Raw genomic sequence first — 15259 nt, 5'->3', positions numbered from 1 at the left:
TGGTTTTTTTATACTGAGATGTTAATTAACTAGATTTTCTTAAATCCTTGCACAATTAAGCAACAGATTAATTATATCATTTTCAATTAATCTGTTTTTATTATATTAACCTGCCTGATCTGATAATTCTTCTAATACTACTCGTAATCCTCTAGACATATCTACATCTGTAGGGATTTTTATTTTTTTTCTCTTCTTAACTTCTTGTTCTACTACTGGTTCAATCAAATTTCTAGCAAATTTCATTCTTTGTGAGCTTGCAAACATATCTTTAAGTGTCTTCCCAGTTAATTTTTCCTTTAACTTATCTACTATCTTTTCTGCTTCTTGTTTAGTTAAAAGATAGTCTTCTGCTAGTTGAGTAAATGCTTCTTCTATAACTTTAACCATTTTGTTAGCATCATCTTCAATAAATTCGTCTAACACAGCTCCTGAAACCTTTCCAGCTGCTGCTCCCCCCGCAAAAGAACCTAATATACCACCTACAGCACCTACAACACCACCTATTGCTGTTCCAACAACAGGAATAGGTGGTGTTGTAGGTGCTGTATTTGCAACATTTTTAAATAATTGTGCTCCTGAAATTCTTCCTCTAAAGATATTTGCAACATCAAAGCTTGATAACACTACCACGGAAACCGCACCTGTTATAGCATTTCCTCTTAACATCTTAGCCGCACTTTTCATTGCTGCTGCTCCATAGATATTTCCACCACTTCTAAAAGCATTAACTAACATTGCAGAAGCTTTTGGTCCCATTAACGATATAACTGCCTCAGAACTTCCTACAAGAGCACTATTTAGACCGGCTTTTGATAATTGACCTGCTAATACTGCTGTTACAAACGTAGTTCCACCTACTCTTAATCCAGCGTATGACGCATTTTTTAACGCTATATCAAAGTCTTCTCCATTCCAGATAGCTGTTGCAAATGTCAATGTTGCACTAAGTCCCATGGCACTCGTCGCTATGATTGCACCATTAACTGCATCAAATGTAATAGATTCTACTGTTCCAAATCTAGCAATATTTTTAGCCTGCTGATAAGTAAAACTTCCTTTTTTAACAATATCCTTCGCTTTTGTTGGATCATTTACACCAGGAACTTCACCATTTTTAATTCTATTTTCCATTGCTTTTACTGCTGAATCATACATATCAGATGGAACTTCTATCTGCATAGGTGTTCCATCTAGGTTTTGATATTTTAGACTTCCATTTTCAAAACATTCCGCAATACATTTAGAACCACTTGCACAATATTTAGTTTGAATCTTAATCCCATCCACTACTCGATCAGCACCATTTTTAACAATTCGGCCTGTTTTAGGATCAATCTCATCTCCAACTAATTTAACCTTCTCCTTCCCTAAAAAATCTCCATGTTTAATTTTATCATGAAGATGATTAGCATATTCAGCAGCGAATCCATGCCCACGAGGAGTATTGAATTTATCTGTTCCATATATACTACTCGCATTACTTATATTTCCATATACAATTCCCGAAGAAATACTTCCCGTAACTTCTATAGAACCATTATTGATTCTCTCACGAATCTCCTTCAGTGTTTTTTCTAAGTCATAATTATTATCTTCTAAATACTTAATACAAACTTTCTCTCTTACACCGGTATTTTTCATAACTTGTCCCAATAATTCTTTTTTTAAATCATCACTACTCATTCTCTATCCTCCATCAATAAATAATTTCTGTGAAATAAGCAATAATTAATCATATATGAATATTGTAATTTTTACTATTCTCATTAATTATAATTTATAATATCCGACAAAAATTGACGGAGGAGTTATTTTTATTGATATTTTAAGATATTATTAGTACAACTCTATCATCTTACCTAACTTTATTTTCATTTTTTCGACTAAATCATGAGGCGTTAAAAGCTTGATCCATTCGCCTTGACTCAATATCCACATTAATAGTCCTTGTTCATAAGAGATAGCTTCAATAATACAATAACTATCTCCCTCTTCTACGACTCTTGATACTGGGAACTTATCTAGTACTGCTTCAACAGAATGACCTGTAAATCTAAAAGTAAACTTAATCAGTTCACCTTGATACATCATATTAATCTTATTTCTAAAATCCCCTGATTCAAAGCGTTGTGAATAAGGAATTTTAAACTTTTCATTCAATAATTCATATGACTGAATTCGATCTAAACGAAATGAAATAGGATAAGGAATGTCTTTATCCTTAACATAACTAACTGCATAAAAATAAAAATCTGAAAATACTAGTCCAACTGGATACACCGTATAGATATCAATTGTATTATTTGCTTTCTTATACTTCATTTTAATCATCTTTGTTTCATCAATGGCTTGACTAAAATCCCAAATTGAATCCATTAAGGAAGTACCATGCTTTAGTGGTGTGTAATGATGTCTTTCGTTTTTAATAAACGTTTCTACCAGTTTCTTTTCATCTACTACTAATTGAGTTGTCAAACTTTTGATTATTTGATCTAATTCTTCTAAGCACAAAGCTCTATTACCTAATAAGAGTTTAATTAATGTTAAAACTTCCCTTGCAGATAATTGAGCAGACTCGTAATTTAATAAATAATAATATTTCTGTTGATGATCATATTCAATCATTAGATGATGCGAATAGTCTATACGCTGACTTAAGAATGTTCGTAATGTTGCAATATCACGTTCAAATGTTCTGTTATCAATTTGAAACAATTTTCGAATTTCCTCTTTATAAAGCTTATTATCTTGTAATAATTGTTGGAACATATATAATACCCTAGTGTTTTTATCATACATAAATAATACTTCACTTCTCTTTCCTATCTAAAGAATCTGTTTTACCCCTAAAGCAAATTCTCATCTAACGATAATTCACTTATAATAGTAATTTATTTCGACAATAAATACAATATTTTAGCATTTAACCCTTATAATAGAAAAAAAGCTATAAGATATATTCCCTATAGCTTTTTTTCTATTTAATTTAATATGAATAATCTTCCCAAAGATCGATCCCTAAACTGCTCTTTGTTTTACATGCAAACTTAAAATAAGTATTATTTTCATCCACATAGAACTTTAATTTCTTGCTACGCAAGCCGTATTTAACATAAATCGTATATTCTCCTTCTGGAACAGTCATTCGATAATTAACTGTATCTGAATTTGAAATCTGTCCTACCTTTTGATCATTAATAAAAACGTTATAATCTAAAAAAGCTCCACCCCATGCAGCTTCTCGATTAAGTTGAACATTAACTTCATACTTTTCTTGGATAGCCGTCGTTGTAGTTGTAGCCCCATCACATCCTACAACGCCTATTAATATGATTAATACACATATTATAATTCTTTTCATTTAAACACTACCTTTACTCCACTACTCTTCCATCTTCATAAACTGTTACTCGTAATAAGAACCCAGATCCTCCTGCTTCTTGCATTGATTTCGAATGTAATGAAATCACACAATAGCCTAATCCATTATTTTCATCATAGAATATTCCATCCTCTATTGAGTAGATTGTATCCTCATCCTCACCATACTGCTTCTTCGCATAATCGATAGCAGTATCAAATGTAAATTCTTCTTCTATCGCCATATTAGCTGGTTCTTCTTTCTTAACTAATCTACTATCCCCCTCATAATTAGGATTTAATTTGAATTTATACACTGTATTTCCGAAAATAAAAACCTCTCCTCCTTGGCTAACGCCAAAGAATCCATCACTAATAGATGGACTAATCACAATTGATAATTCTTCAATCAAACTTCCATCTTCATTAAGAAACCTAAGCTTTTTCTCATGAATTGAATTTGATATAGAAACAAAAATTCCATTTTCTAAGACGTATACATTGCTACCTGTAGCAGATTCAAATATCCATTCAAATTCCATGTCCATAATTCCACATTCCCCAAAGGTATCACAAACGACATAGAAGTTGGCTAATGCTCCTTCTCCTAAAGGTTTTACTTCTGTAAATTGGTACACACCATCTAATTTCTTAACCACTGCTCCTACTTCATTATAAACAGTTGTATTAAATCCATCCGCAACCATTACATATTCATTTAAAGTTTGCATTTGATTTTCATATGGAATTTGTGGTTCAAATAACCATCCGTTATGAGTGAAGATTCCCTTCTCTCCTTTATCATTATAAATAATGAAATATGGATCACTAGAGTCCCAAATGGCACTGTTGTATTCAATGGAACTATACTTAGGTTCTAAAATAATGTCTCCTTTGGCATTTAGAATCCCCCATTTTCCATCTGTACTTTTAAAGGCATATTCTTGTTGTATTGAATTATTTATTTGAATCGCTGAATATACCGGCTGAACAAGCAGTTCCTGTTCGATTATATACCCATCTTCACTTTTATGAGTTAGTTGTAATCCAACTAGACCTGTATTGGGATCATATAAAGTATCTACACTTGAAGCACCATTAGAACTATTTTGAGTAAATGTCTGATACTTCGCTTTTATTTCTGAATATTCATTCCCCGGTACAGGTGCTTCAACCACATCTCCATCTTGATTCAATATTCCATAACCTTTTATAAAGCTACCATCTTGAAATAATTGTTGTGAATAAAAAATATATTCATTCGTCATCTCTTCAATTGCTATATCACCTACTGATTGGAGTTCATTAAAATCCCCATCATAGATTGAATAGGTATCTCCGACTTTAACTAATAAACGATTTTCTGTCATCACATTAATCTCGGTCACGTCATTGTACTGGGTGACAAATTCAACCCCCGTATACTTCCCTAAACTAGTATCTTGTTCATCTGATTCTTTAACTTCATCAAAATAATTATTGGAACCTATAGTAATAATATCTGATCCAGAATCTTGTGTTTCCACTTCCGTAGTAACAGATTGGTTAATCTCTTCATCGTCATTAGTGAAGAAATAAACTCCGTAACCTATAGCAGATAGGATACAGACCCCTATTAATCCAAAATGAACGGCTCTATCTTTGATGCCGAATGGCATTTTATCTCCTAATAATTTCTCTAAAATAAAAATAACTAGAAATACAATTCCTGCTATAACTGCCCCAATCAGTAAAGATTTTAAAACCACTACTAATAAGGCAAATAATAAGGCTAAGATTAAATAAACGATAAAACACGCAATAACATAATCAAAAAACATTCTTTTGTGACCGAAGTAAATAACTCCGAACATTGAACGATACTTTTGAAAAACAATCCACCCTACTACTAAAGATAAAATAAATAAAACTACACTCATCTTTTCTCTCCTTGTTCATGGTATAACTAGGTTTAAATAATACCTTACCATTTATTATAGTTTCTAATTCCGACATTTTTTGACGGTTTAATATTTATTTAATATATTTTTAAAAAATTCATCACCCTCTTTGTTACGCTTTAGCGTACCACTTTATTTTCCATTATATGATATTTTTCTTGAAGTAGTCAATTCCATTAAAGGTAGGTATTTCAAGAAATGTCTAAAAAAGTCATTGTAAAAATTAATGAATTACTCCAGCAACAGGACATATCCTTACGTGAATTATCGAGATTAACAGATATTCGTCATGCGGCTTTAAGTGAACTGGCCAATCAAAAACGGCAAAACATTAATTTTAGTCACATTGAGAAAATTGCTGATGCTTTAAATATTGAAGATATTCGAGACATCATTACACTTGAAGATAAATAAAAAGCAAGATTTACGCCCTAACGTGTAGATCTTGCTTTTTTTAAATAAATTTTATAAACATTTCATACAGTACCCTTAATGGTTCATCTTGTAACAGAAGATACTCTAATTCACTATCTGTGTACATTTCATTAACAATCAACTCTAATACTACTGTCTTGATCCTTAACTCATGAATCCTAGAACTTTGTTGTTCTTGATTCAATGCCAGTAGCTCCTCTATAAAACAATCATATTCTGCCTGTACCCGTTCATATAAAATAATTTCCTTATGAATAGATTTCCCTCCTTTCTAATTAACTTCATTCAATCTATATCACCTCCTTTAAAGCTGAATTCATATACATGTCATCTCTTTGATAAGTAACCGATTCAAGTAATACAATACTTTTAAAGTCATAATAAAAACCGCCATAGTTGTAATGAACTATGACGGTCTCATTTCCTACAATTATTTTATGAATAAAGCGTGATAGAATATATTTCACCATATCATCATGCTTGGATAACATGTATTCCTTTGATTCATCTAAGACTTGTTTCAGTTGATCCAATGTTAATGTTAATGATTCTTTCTTAACTTGGTTTTCTTGAACGAGTTCTGTTAGCTTAACTTTATCATGTTCTAATCGTTGTATTTCCTGGGTGATAGTATCTAGGCTACCTAGCCCTCCCATTGCAATCGCTTGAACAAGATTAGATATCTTTTGGTTCACTTCATCTAACTGCTTCTGTAATTGTGGTAAGTCTTGATCCATATCCTCGTATTTCTGTTTTAACTTTATATTTATTTCTTCATGTAATTGTTGAAGATTCGTTGGATTTAGTAAAGTCGTATACAGTTGATTAACTACAAACTCATCTAATAGGGTTTTATTTATCTCCTTACATTTACAAGGATTTTCAAGTTTCTTTCTTTTACTGCAACGGTAAGACACATATTTACTTTTGTTTCTTCCTCCTATCCTACTACTTCCGTGATAGGCTGATCCACATTCAGCACATTCAACTAATCCTGTTAACAAATAGACTTCTTTTGCCTTATGTTGCCCTTTAGATCGACGTCGTTGTTTCAATAACTTTTGAACTAATTCAAATGTTTCTTCATCAACAATAGCAGGTACTCCATTAGGAATACGAATAATTTCTTCTTCATTCTTATTCTTACGATGCGATCTCTTCATACCGATTTGCTTTGGTTTCGATACGCTCCTATTAAATACATACTCGCCCTTGTACTTAGGATTTGTAAGTAAGTCATAAAAGGATGAAGTTGCACTAAATTTATTTCCTATTTTAGTCCGATAACCTAATAAATTGAGATACTCTGCCAGTTCACGATAACTCCATCCTTGAATGATTTTTTCAAACATAATTCTAATTCCACTTGCTTCATGTTCATTGATAATATACTTCTTTGTTTCAGGATCAACATCATAACCTAGGGGGGCTATTCCTCCATTGTGAATAGCTTTAAAAGCATTCTCTTTTAATCCTTTCATCACTTCCCTTGCTAAGTTTTGAGAGTAATACTGTCCAACACCCAATTGAATAATCTGTTGTAATTGACCTTCTGGTGTATCTGAAAACTGTTCAATGACACTAATCACCTTGACTCCATATAAAGCTAACTCACTTTCAATATTCAAAGTATCACGAACATTTCGCGAGAAACGGTCCATTTTATGAACAATTACCACATCAAATAAACCTTTCTTAGCATCTTCTATCATTCGTTGGAAGTTTGGACGATCTGTATTTGTACCTGTCAATGCCATATCAATATAATCACCAACAGGAGTATACTCATGTTCATCCATATATTTATAAATAGCTCTTAATTGTGCGTCAATGGATTCCTCTCGTTGATTACTACTACTAAATCGACAATAAGCTGCTGCCTTCATCGAATTCGATATTTTCATTTCAATACCCTCCTTGAATAAGCATTAATGAAGAACTTACTCTTAGCTCTTCATTAAAATAATATTTGTTTGAAAGACTTTTCAAAACTAATTATCGAACCTATCGATATCCTTGTTCTCTTAGTAATCATTCATAGCTAACCCCCGCTTTCTACCATAAATAAAGTTGCGAAAGATGCAAAAATATGTAAATGATTCAAAGTATCATCGTAACTTTCGCAAGAATCAAGGCTGTTCTTGCCTTTTGACAATTTAAGTTTATCACTACCTAAAACAACCTACCTTAGCTATCCAGAATTTAAAAAAAGAACTGGACAGCTCTAAAACGTACCCTATAAAGCTTTTTGTTATAATTAATTTATGAATTGTTGTTTGGAGAAGTTTAAAGTAAGCAATAAATTATATACACCTGAAATTGACGCGCTGCGTATCAAAAGCAAGGATTTCTTACATCGTACTTAATCATCCGGTTGTCCTAGAAAACGTGATTTGACTCTCGAAGAAGAATTGATTCGTACAACAGCTGAATTAGAAATTACAAAAACTGGGATAAATTATTAAAAAGTTGAAGCAACTGAGGATCATGACCAAGTAGTAAGTCCTAGTCAAAAGTTTAAATTGATTCATGAAATCATCACGAAGTATTCATTTAAAAATTTATTATCTCATTTATATGATAGTTGCAGTGTTTCTAGATCGGGATATTATCACTATTTTTCAGCGAGCGCAAAATTAGCTCTCCAAGAGCATCACATTCTCAAGAGGAAGAAGGTGTTAATGGCATTCTGAAAGAGATTGCATTTAAAGGACGTAAAAACAAAGGAGTCCACCAATTAACCATGGTTTTACATCGGACTTTAGACTATCAATACAATCACGAATCAGTCAATCGTATCATGCGTAAATATGGGCTATTAAGCTCTGTACGTCGTGCTAATCCTTATCGAAAAATAATAGAAGATCGCATCCACCCTAATCGTGTCAAACGCCAGTTTAAAATTAATAACCCAGGCAACGTTTTACTAACTGACATTACCTACTTACAATATGGAAAGACTCAAACAGCCTATCTTTCAACAATTCTCGATGCCGCTACGAATGAAGTAATTGCTTATCAACTGAGAGCTCATCTTAAAATAGATTTAGTACTAGAGACATTAGAGCACTTAACCTTCCCTTTATTCTTCCTATTGTTTTTGCTCAGTTTAAAAAATTCGAAAACTCTCAAATAATAAGGATAGTAATTATGATTGTTCTTGTCTTATTAATATTACTAAGTATTAATATTCAATTGAATAGAAAAGCTAAATTATCTCCTCAAGAAATAAAAAAACAATGAATTTAATCATTGTTTTTTATTTTGGCTCTGTTTTAGATAAATGTTGATAATCTATACTGAAATAAATGGCTCAATCAAAAAAACATAAAAAAAACAAGCGTTAATTGGAGTAGTACCTGTCAAGTAGACAATTAATAAAAAGAGAATTTATACGGCATGTAGTCTGAATTCAATTGGACTCATGCCGTATTTTGTTTGAATTCGTTTATGATTATAGTAATGAATATATTCAGTGATTGTCATTGACACTTCTTCTAATGTTTCAGATGTCCCAAAGTGAGGCATTTCTGCCTTTAGATGACGGAAGAAGTTTTCAATGCAGGCATTATCCCAACAATTTCCTCGGCGAGACATGGACTGAATAAGCCCCATATCAGCCACTCGTTTCATGTAATATTTATTTGTAAATTGAAATCCTTGATCGGTATGTAAAATGGCTTGTTCTGCTAAAGGTAATTTTGATAGTTGATTAAGGACACGAAAAACTTGCATCATATTTTGTGTTGGACTAACATCATAAGCGACAATTTCATGATTGTATAAATCTTTCACCGCACACAAATAAGCCCATTTAGGATAGGGCGCTTTAATTTTGATATAGGTGATATCCAGGCATAATTTTTGAAGTGGTTTTGTGGCGTGAAACTCACGATTTAAAACATTAGAAATATTTCCATGAGGTTGCGGACGACGTTTGAACTTTGGTTTAGGAAGCACACAAACTAAGTGGTATTTGTGCATGATACGACAAATGCACTTATGATTCACAATCCATCCATATTGATTAAGTAAAGCTTGTTTTATTCGTTTAACACCATAGGTTCCCTTTGATTCATTAAATACCTCTAACATCAAGCGGTAAAGCTCTTCATCACGATTAACTTGATTCTTAGAGTGACTTTTCTTCCACTTATAGTATCCAGCTCGTGAAACAGAAGTTAGTTTAAATAAGATAGACAAAGAAAACTCTGTTGAATATTCCCGAATAAATTCAAATTCAGCCTGCTTGGTTAGCACCCCCTTTTTCTCTCGATTGACTTTTTTAGTAATAAATTTTGAGCACGTAAATATTCCACTTCTTCTTCGAGGCTCATAAATTTTGTTTTAGGACGTCCTGTTGCTTGCTTACCTCGTCCGTCAATAAAAGCTGATTCACCGTTAGCTTGATAGGCTTTCGTCCAAACATAAATACGGTTTGAATCTTGAATTTTAAGCTGTTCACAAATAGATGAGCAAGACTGACCATTTAAATAAAGTTTAACAGCTTGAAGTTTTAATTCTGGTGAATAAGTAAAGTTGCGATTGATCTTTTTTGATTGCATAAGAAAAGTACCTCCATCGTAGACTCTAAAGCGATTTTATCGTAATTGATCGTGTCGCTTTTATTTTTTTGTCTACTATAGAGGTACTATATCAGATTACTTCTCTTTCTATTTGATTATATTTTTATTTCACTTTTACCCCTTTTTCCAAAAGAAATGCTTCAAATGCTTCATGTGTTCCTTTTGTAAATCCAGATATGCCAATAGGAACCATTACCACTTTTTCATAAATCAGCACCATGAAATGAGCAGTTTTTTTAATCGAAGTAATACGGTCATAATAAACGGTTAATTGAGAACCATTTCCTAAATAGTGCTCCATGTGATTCTCAAAAACGGATGTAGTTTTAATTAGAGGCTCATTATTGTTTAAGATGAGTTGTTGTTTATATAATTGCGCTCCTACTTTTTTAGGTATTCGATTACGCAAGATTAAAAAAGCTATTACGAATACTACACACATAACGAGCAGCCCGCCATCAAATCCAGATAACATAAAGACAATAATAGGTATTAAAAAATATATAATCGACACCGACAACAAGAAAAACCTTTGTTTTCTGGTTGCTACTTTGCTTATCTCTATAGCAGCTTCTTTTGTTAATGCAACATGATTTTCGAATAAAACTTCCAATTAGTACCCTCCTTTTTCATCCTTAGTCAATCTTCGCTTTATTATAACCTTTTTTTACCATATAATCAATGATTATATTCATCACAAGGATATATTACGATTATTAAATAAAATTAGCTATCAGATAAAGGTAGGTGTTCTGTCACGAATTTTCTCATTTGATATGACGGAGTAGCTTGCTTGTGATTGAACGTAAGCTTTCTGAATCTTTAATATTTCCTTTTCATCTTTGGCTGTGTTTTAAAAGAGTGTTGATATTTCTTTAAAACGGACTCTTTTGTTTTAATTATCGTTCAATCGTTTCAAAATAAAATAAGTCGTATCAATGTTTTTAAGCATCAACATTTATCTAAAACAGAGCCTATTATAAAGATATATTATTGAGCATATGGTAAAAAAAGGTTATAATATGAATATCTAAAAAATGTGTTAGAGAGGAATAGGAGGTAAACATGAAGATTTTATTCGAAAATGAAACTATATTAAATAAATTAGTTAATGTAGATGTCTGCAAGGTAACGCTTAACCCCTTTATTCGACCTATGCTTTTTATTGCGACATTTGTATACATATGCCTTGCAATATACGGCTATTTGTTTGAAGATTATATACTGGTTATGGTTTGTTTATTCTTAGTACCTGTTATGTTAATGACTCCCATTCACATTTATCGGTCGAATGGGGCAAAAGCTTATAAGCAACAAAAAGTTCTATTTGGTGATGAAGACCCCATCATTAATATAACTGTTTTTGAAGATTATCTTGAACTGAGTGGCGATTTTTCTGAAGCTAATAAAAATGATCTGCTGATTAATAAAGATAATCTTGATGCTAAGTTACCTCATCATCGCATTACTTCGGTACGTAAAACAAAGAACCTATTTGTATTAATTTATGAAAAAGAATTTGCTTTGGCAATTGATAAGGATAAATTCACTACGGGTTCATCCGAAAGATTTGAAGAATTTCTTTCAACTAAAGGGATAAAGGTGAAATAAAAATATAATCAAATGGAAAAAGAAGTAATATCTAAGTTAAGATTACTTCTCTTTTTTTATTGGCTCTGTTTTACATAAATATTGATGATTAAAAGCATTTAAACGACCCGTTTATCATGCAGTCGTTTAAATAATAAGGAGTTAAAACGAGCCTATTTAAAAATGTTTGTTTTTTTACGTTTAAAATGCTAATTTTTTTAGACGATAATAACTTTGTATTTTATATTGTAAAAAACAATGCAATTTAGCTTTTTGCATCCCAAAACTAAAACTGATGCTAAAACACAGCGTTTCTTTTTTAAACTATAGTTGGTATTTTCATAATTTTCTCTATATCAAATAAAAAAGAAAAGCTTAGCTCATTAAAAACTAAGCTTTTCCTGTTTGATAATTAATATTAAGAAATAACAAATGAAAGTGTCATTGCGCTATTAAAATAAATAGATCCTTCTTGAATCTCAGACATTAACTCATTTTTCTTAGAAGCATCAGTAACAATTTCATCTTCATAACTGTTCACTTTTACTACGACACGAAATGTATTATCGTCAAAAGATACGCCATCAACTTCATAACCCTTTTGTACAAGATAGTTTTCTACATTGTTTAATTGTTTTTCAATTAGCAAATCACTTCCCTTTTCTGCCGTTCCGATTAAAACAAATGCACTTACCATGAATAGTATCATTTTCTTCATTATCGTTCCCCCCTCAAATATAATTTTCCTAATTGTACCAAATATTTATTTTATTAGTCAATTTATTTTGTTTGTTATGTTTATTGACAATCTACATTTAAGATATCCTTTACACAATTAATGTTATTCTTAGACGAATATTATACGAAAGCAGAAAGTCTCGTTCTAATCGCCTCAACTGAACATTCTGTATAACAATAAATTGTTAATTTTTTGTAAAAGATATATAATGTGATTAGCAACAGAGTGAAGGGAGAGGAGTCAATTGAAATATATAAAATTATTATTATCTGCTTTAGTAATTCTTGCAGCAATATCAGTATTCATGGGATATAGTAAAAGTATGCCTATTATGCTTTTTATGTTAGCTATAGTAAATGTTGTAACTGCATGGGAAAGTTATCACAAGAACAAAATAGGTAGTATCCTATTATTTATAGTAGCACTTTTTATAGGATTTGTTTCTATTTTTTCTTAAAGGGAGCCTGCATCGGCATTTACATCCCCCAACAATACGACTCATAATTAATTGTCCAACCAACTTATATAAGAGGGAATAATTTAATGAAAGAATGACATCATAACAAAAAGCGGCCGATAAAATATAACGGTCGCTTTTACTTTTAGAAAATTTTTATTTATATCAACACTCTTTTAAACCAGACCCAAAGAAAAAGAAACTATCATTCTTTACCTGTGTTGTAAAAATGTGAAGACTAATTTGCATTTCACTTCTACCCCCTCCTTTTTTTGAGTACAATTGAATTGTAAAAATAATATAAGGGGGGGAGTTGGATGATTCAAAAAATTGGAATGATATTAATGATGTTATCTTTAGTTGGCTGTAGTACAGCAAAAGATATTGAGAAACTTGAATTCCAAAATGAAGAACAACATGAAGTGAAAAATGAGGAACAAACAGTAGTTTATTCTTTTACAGGGGAAAATGAAAATCTTAGTTTAGATAATGGAGTAATCGTTCTATCACCAACACAGCAAATTCTTTATGGAGGCGAATTACAAAACAATCAGGAAGACGTATCAGATGTTTTGAATTATTCAGTGGAGTTTTTCATTTTATCTGATAAAGGAAAAGAGAGTTTATTCACTTATGGAACAGGTGATATTACTGAAAGGAATGAAGGGTTGACAAGAGAGAACTTAATAGTACCAGGCGTAACAAGTGAGAAAATATTCACAACTAATATTGAAGATAATATTAAAAATAATTTTTATATTGCAGTGACTATTACTAAAACAAATGGAGATAAACAAAATTATCAAATAAAGTTAGACGCAACAGAAGTAACACAAACTATTGATAATAATTAATGATTATTATTTACCATAAAAAAATCCTACGAATAAATGTATCCGTAGGATTTTTTATATACATAACTTTAAGAAAACCTCCAAATTGGAGGTGATAATCCCATGACTAAGATGGGAAAGTATCTCCAGTTTATCAGATTAAGAGCAAACTGTCAATACTCACTGGTTCCCTCTATTCACGTAGTTCTATTCAATTTAACAATAATATTATCTACTACAGCTTTTGCTTATTAATTTTTCCAGTTTCTCTAATAGAGTAAATGTGCAATAAAAAATTGTAAAGATGATCCCTACAGAACAACAAATAACACTCCATGTATTAGATGACTCAACGCTCAGATTAGGCAATAATGTTTGTATTAAATTATTTAAACCAATACCAAAAACTATAAATACTAAAATTGTATATAAAATAGTTTTCCCTATTTTTTTATAAACTCTTTTTCCATCAGCATAAAACTCTTGTTCCTTTTGATCAAACATAGTCCATCCTCCCCCATAAGTTTCTATTAGTGACTATAATTTATTATATCTATTATACCATATAACGGTATTTTAATTTATCTTTATCAAATGAATTTCGGAGTTCTATTGCTAATCATATCATTTTTATAACGTTGAATTAATCACCCTATAATGATATGATTAATATTAAAAATATTGGTAGGTGATAAGTTGTGCAAGAGAAGGAAAATAAATCAATTGTTCATTATGTAATTAGTTGGATAATCATTGTATTAGTAGTTTCTTTTGTTTTGTTTTTTGGGGCATCATTATTAACTAACACACAGGTAACAACAATTGTTTGGGAAGATGCATTGCAAATTCTTGGGTTTTCTACAACCATTTCAACTATTATAACATGCACACAATTTTTAGCAGATAAATTAAAATAAAAGTCTCTCACTCATGGGAGACTTTTATTTTTTCTTAAACATCAATATTTTTGTAAAACAGAGCCTTAGGTTAAAAAGCTTCATTCCCTTTATTTCAGGAGCAAGTGTTTCTATTTGTTGACGATTCGTCAAATATAATTAAGTCTTCAGCACAAGGAAGAGTTTCTATCCAGGTAAGCACCTTCTCCCATTCAGACGTTGATTGGTGTTTGCAATAATGTTGATAAATAGCTCTTAATTCTGCATAAGTTAAAACAATTATTTTTGTTTGTAAGAATCCTTCTGGCAGCAAGGTTTTAGCTTGTCGTACTAAAGAAATTTTTTCATTCATATTTTCAGTAGTAATCCACTTTAAACGAATTTCATTTAAAGCTTCAACAATCATCCTTATTAGAGCTT

Annotated in this window: 18 protein-coding genes and 1 pseudogene; 6 read left to right on the top strand and 13 right to left on the bottom strand. The window is 31.3% G+C overall.

Annotated elements, in window-relative coordinates; genetic code table 11:
• Positions 1-105: 105 nt before the first annotated feature.
• From QWC74_RS02340 to QWC74_RS02325, 4 genes are all read right to left on the bottom strand, one after another.
• Positions 106-1686, bottom strand: a complete 1581-nt coding sequence (locus QWC74_RS02340; RefSeq protein WP_288993885.1) for a hypothetical protein — start codon at positions 1684-1686, stop codon at positions 106-108.
• Positions 1687-1839: 153 nt separating this feature from the next.
• The gene (locus QWC74_RS02335) at positions 1840-2772 is read right to left on the bottom strand and encodes a YafY family protein (RefSeq protein WP_195932331.1); all 933 of its coding nucleotides are present in this window, start codon (positions 2770-2772) and stop codon (positions 1840-1842) included.
• Positions 2773-2989: 217 nt separating this feature from the next.
• Positions 2990-3364 (bottom strand): hypothetical protein, encoded by a 375-nt coding sequence (locus tag QWC74_RS02330; protein ID WP_155222907.1) that lies wholly within the window; start codon positions 3362-3364, stop codon positions 2990-2992.
• 13 nt (positions 3365-3377) lie between these two features.
• The gene (locus QWC74_RS02325; protein ID WP_155222908.1) at positions 3378-5282 is read right to left on the bottom strand and encodes a hypothetical protein; all 1905 of its coding nucleotides are present in this window, start codon (positions 5280-5282) and stop codon (positions 3378-3380) included.
• 219 nt (positions 5283-5501) lie between these two features.
• Between QWC74_RS02325 and QWC74_RS02320 the strand changes: the two genes are divergently transcribed.
• Positions 5502-5717, top strand: coding sequence for a helix-turn-helix transcriptional regulator (locus QWC74_RS02320; RefSeq protein ID WP_155222909.1), 216 nt, complete (start codon positions 5502-5504; stop codon positions 5715-5717).
• Between the two features lie 40 nt (positions 5718-5757).
• Here QWC74_RS02320 and QWC74_RS14775 read toward each other — a convergent pair whose 3' ends face one another.
• Positions 5758-5979, bottom strand: a complete 222-nt coding sequence (locus QWC74_RS14775; protein ID WP_353888893.1) for a DUF3848 domain-containing protein — start codon at positions 5977-5979, stop codon at positions 5758-5760.
• A gap of 49 nt (positions 5980-6028) precedes the next feature.
• Positions 6029-7642, bottom strand: a complete 1614-nt coding sequence (locus QWC74_RS02315) for a recombinase family protein (protein ID WP_155222910.1) — start codon at positions 7640-7642, stop codon at positions 6029-6031.
• A gap of 695 nt (positions 7643-8337) precedes the next feature.
• On the opposite strand from QWC74_RS02315, the gene QWC74_RS02310 reads away from it, so the two are divergent.
• The gene (locus tag QWC74_RS02310; protein WP_195932398.1) at positions 8338-8874 is read left to right on the top strand and encodes an IS3 family transposase; all 537 of its coding nucleotides are present in this window, start codon (positions 8338-8340) and stop codon (positions 8872-8874) included.
• Positions 8875-9128: 254 nt separating this feature from the next.
• Here the strand turns inward: QWC74_RS02310 and QWC74_RS02305 are convergent, their stop codons facing one another.
• The 4 genes and pseudogenes from QWC74_RS02305 to QWC74_RS02290 all read right to left on the bottom strand — a co-directional run.
• Positions 9129-9998: an IS3 family transposase gene (locus QWC74_RS02305; protein ID WP_155222912.1), complete on the bottom strand. Its 870-nt coding sequence runs from the start codon at positions 9996-9998 to the stop codon at positions 9129-9131.
• The gene (locus tag QWC74_RS02300; protein WP_155222913.1) at positions 9992-10303 is read right to left on the bottom strand and encodes a helix-turn-helix domain-containing protein; all 312 of its coding nucleotides are present in this window, start codon (positions 10301-10303) and stop codon (positions 9992-9994) included. The genes QWC74_RS02305 and QWC74_RS02300 overlap by 7 nt, the downstream gene beginning before the upstream one ends.
• A 124-nt stretch (positions 10304-10427) precedes the next feature.
• Complete coding sequence (locus QWC74_RS02295; RefSeq protein WP_155222914.1) at positions 10428-10937, bottom strand: hypothetical protein; 510 nt, start codon at positions 10935-10937, stop codon at positions 10428-10430.
• Positions 10938-11057: 120 nt separating this feature from the next.
• Positions 11058-11168: pseudogene (locus tag QWC74_RS02290) on the bottom strand (IS1595 family transposase); the annotation flags it as partial.
• A gap of 221 nt (positions 11169-11389) precedes the next feature.
• Between QWC74_RS02290 and QWC74_RS02285 the strand changes: the two are divergent.
• A complete protein-coding gene (locus QWC74_RS02285; RefSeq protein ID WP_155222915.1) occupies positions 11390-11935 on the top strand; it encodes a YcxB family protein in 546 nt (181 codons plus the stop codon).
• Positions 11936-12332: 397 nt separating this feature from the next.
• Here the strand turns inward: QWC74_RS02285 and QWC74_RS02280 are convergent, their stop codons facing one another.
• Entirely contained in the window at positions 12333-12632 is a 300-nt protein-coding gene (locus tag QWC74_RS02280) for a hypothetical protein (protein ID WP_155222916.1), read from the bottom strand.
• Between the two features lie 265 nt (positions 12633-12897).
• Between QWC74_RS02280 and QWC74_RS02275 the strand changes: the two genes are divergently transcribed.
• Entirely contained in the window at positions 12898-13110 is a 213-nt protein-coding gene (locus QWC74_RS02275) for a hypothetical protein (RefSeq protein WP_155222917.1), read from the top strand.
• Between the two features lie 317 nt (positions 13111-13427).
• Complete coding sequence (locus QWC74_RS02270; protein WP_155222918.1) at positions 13428-13964, top strand: hypothetical protein; 537 nt, start codon at positions 13428-13430, stop codon at positions 13962-13964.
• 207 nt (positions 13965-14171) lie between these two features.
• Here QWC74_RS02270 and QWC74_RS02265 read toward each other — a convergent pair whose 3' ends face one another.
• The gene (locus tag QWC74_RS02265) at positions 14172-14447 is read right to left on the bottom strand and encodes a hypothetical protein (protein WP_155222919.1); all 276 of its coding nucleotides are present in this window, start codon (positions 14445-14447) and stop codon (positions 14172-14174) included.
• Between the two features lie 194 nt (positions 14448-14641).
• On the opposite strand from QWC74_RS02265, the gene QWC74_RS02260 reads away from it, so the two are divergent.
• Positions 14642-14860, top strand: a complete 219-nt coding sequence (locus tag QWC74_RS02260) for a hypothetical protein (RefSeq protein ID WP_155222920.1) — start codon at positions 14642-14644, stop codon at positions 14858-14860.
• A 94-nt stretch (positions 14861-14954) separates the two neighbouring features.
• Here the strand turns inward: QWC74_RS02260 and QWC74_RS02255 are convergent.
• A partial coding sequence (locus QWC74_RS02255) for a hypothetical protein (protein WP_288993879.1) occupies positions 14955-15259 on the bottom strand: 305 nt, incomplete at its 5' end.

It is taken from the genome of uncultured Turicibacter sp., assembly GCF_938044715.1.
Classification (GTDB): Bacteria; Bacillota_I; Bacilli_A; order MOL361; family Turicibacteraceae; genus Turicibacter; species Turicibacter sanguinis.
This window is presented reverse-complemented; position numbering and strand designations above follow the sequence as displayed.

Coding starts and splice junctions, on each gene's coding strand:
- QWC74_RS02280 (WP_155222916.1), bottom strand. CDS start 12,632: ATGAAGAAAATGATACTATTCATGGTAAGTGCATTTGTTTTAATCGGA.
- QWC74_RS02320 (WP_155222909.1), top strand. CDS start 5,502: ATGTCTAAAAAAGTCATTGTAAAAATTAATGAATTACTCCAGCAACAG.
- QWC74_RS02285 (WP_155222915.1), top strand. CDS start 11,390: ATGAAGATTTTATTCGAAAATGAAACTATATTAAATAAATTAGTTAAT.
- QWC74_RS02335 (WP_195932331.1), bottom strand. CDS start 2,772: ATGTTCCAACAATTATTACAAGATAATAAGCTTTATAAAGAGGAAATT.
- QWC74_RS02300 (WP_155222913.1), bottom strand. CDS start 10,303: ATGCAATCAAAAAAGATCAATCGCAACTTTACTTATTCACCAGAATTA.
- QWC74_RS02340 (WP_288993885.1), bottom strand. CDS start 1,686: ATGAGTAGTGATGATTTAAAAAAAGAATTATTGGGACAAGTTATGAAA.
- QWC74_RS02325 (WP_155222908.1), bottom strand. CDS start 5,282: ATGAGTGTAGTTTTATTTATTTTATCTTTAGTAGTAGGGTGGATTGTT.
- QWC74_RS02265 (WP_155222919.1), bottom strand. CDS start 14,447: ATGTTTGATCAAAAGGAACAAGAGTTTTATGCTGATGGAAAAAGAGTT.
- QWC74_RS02315 (WP_155222910.1), bottom strand. CDS start 7,642: ATGAAAATATCGAATTCGATGAAGGCAGCAGCTTATTGTCGATTTAGT.
- QWC74_RS02330 (WP_155222907.1), bottom strand. CDS start 3,364: ATGAAAAGAATTATAATATGTGTATTAATCATATTAATAGGCGTTGTA.
- QWC74_RS02270 (WP_155222918.1), top strand. CDS start 13,428: ATGATTCAAAAAATTGGAATGATATTAATGATGTTATCTTTAGTTGGC.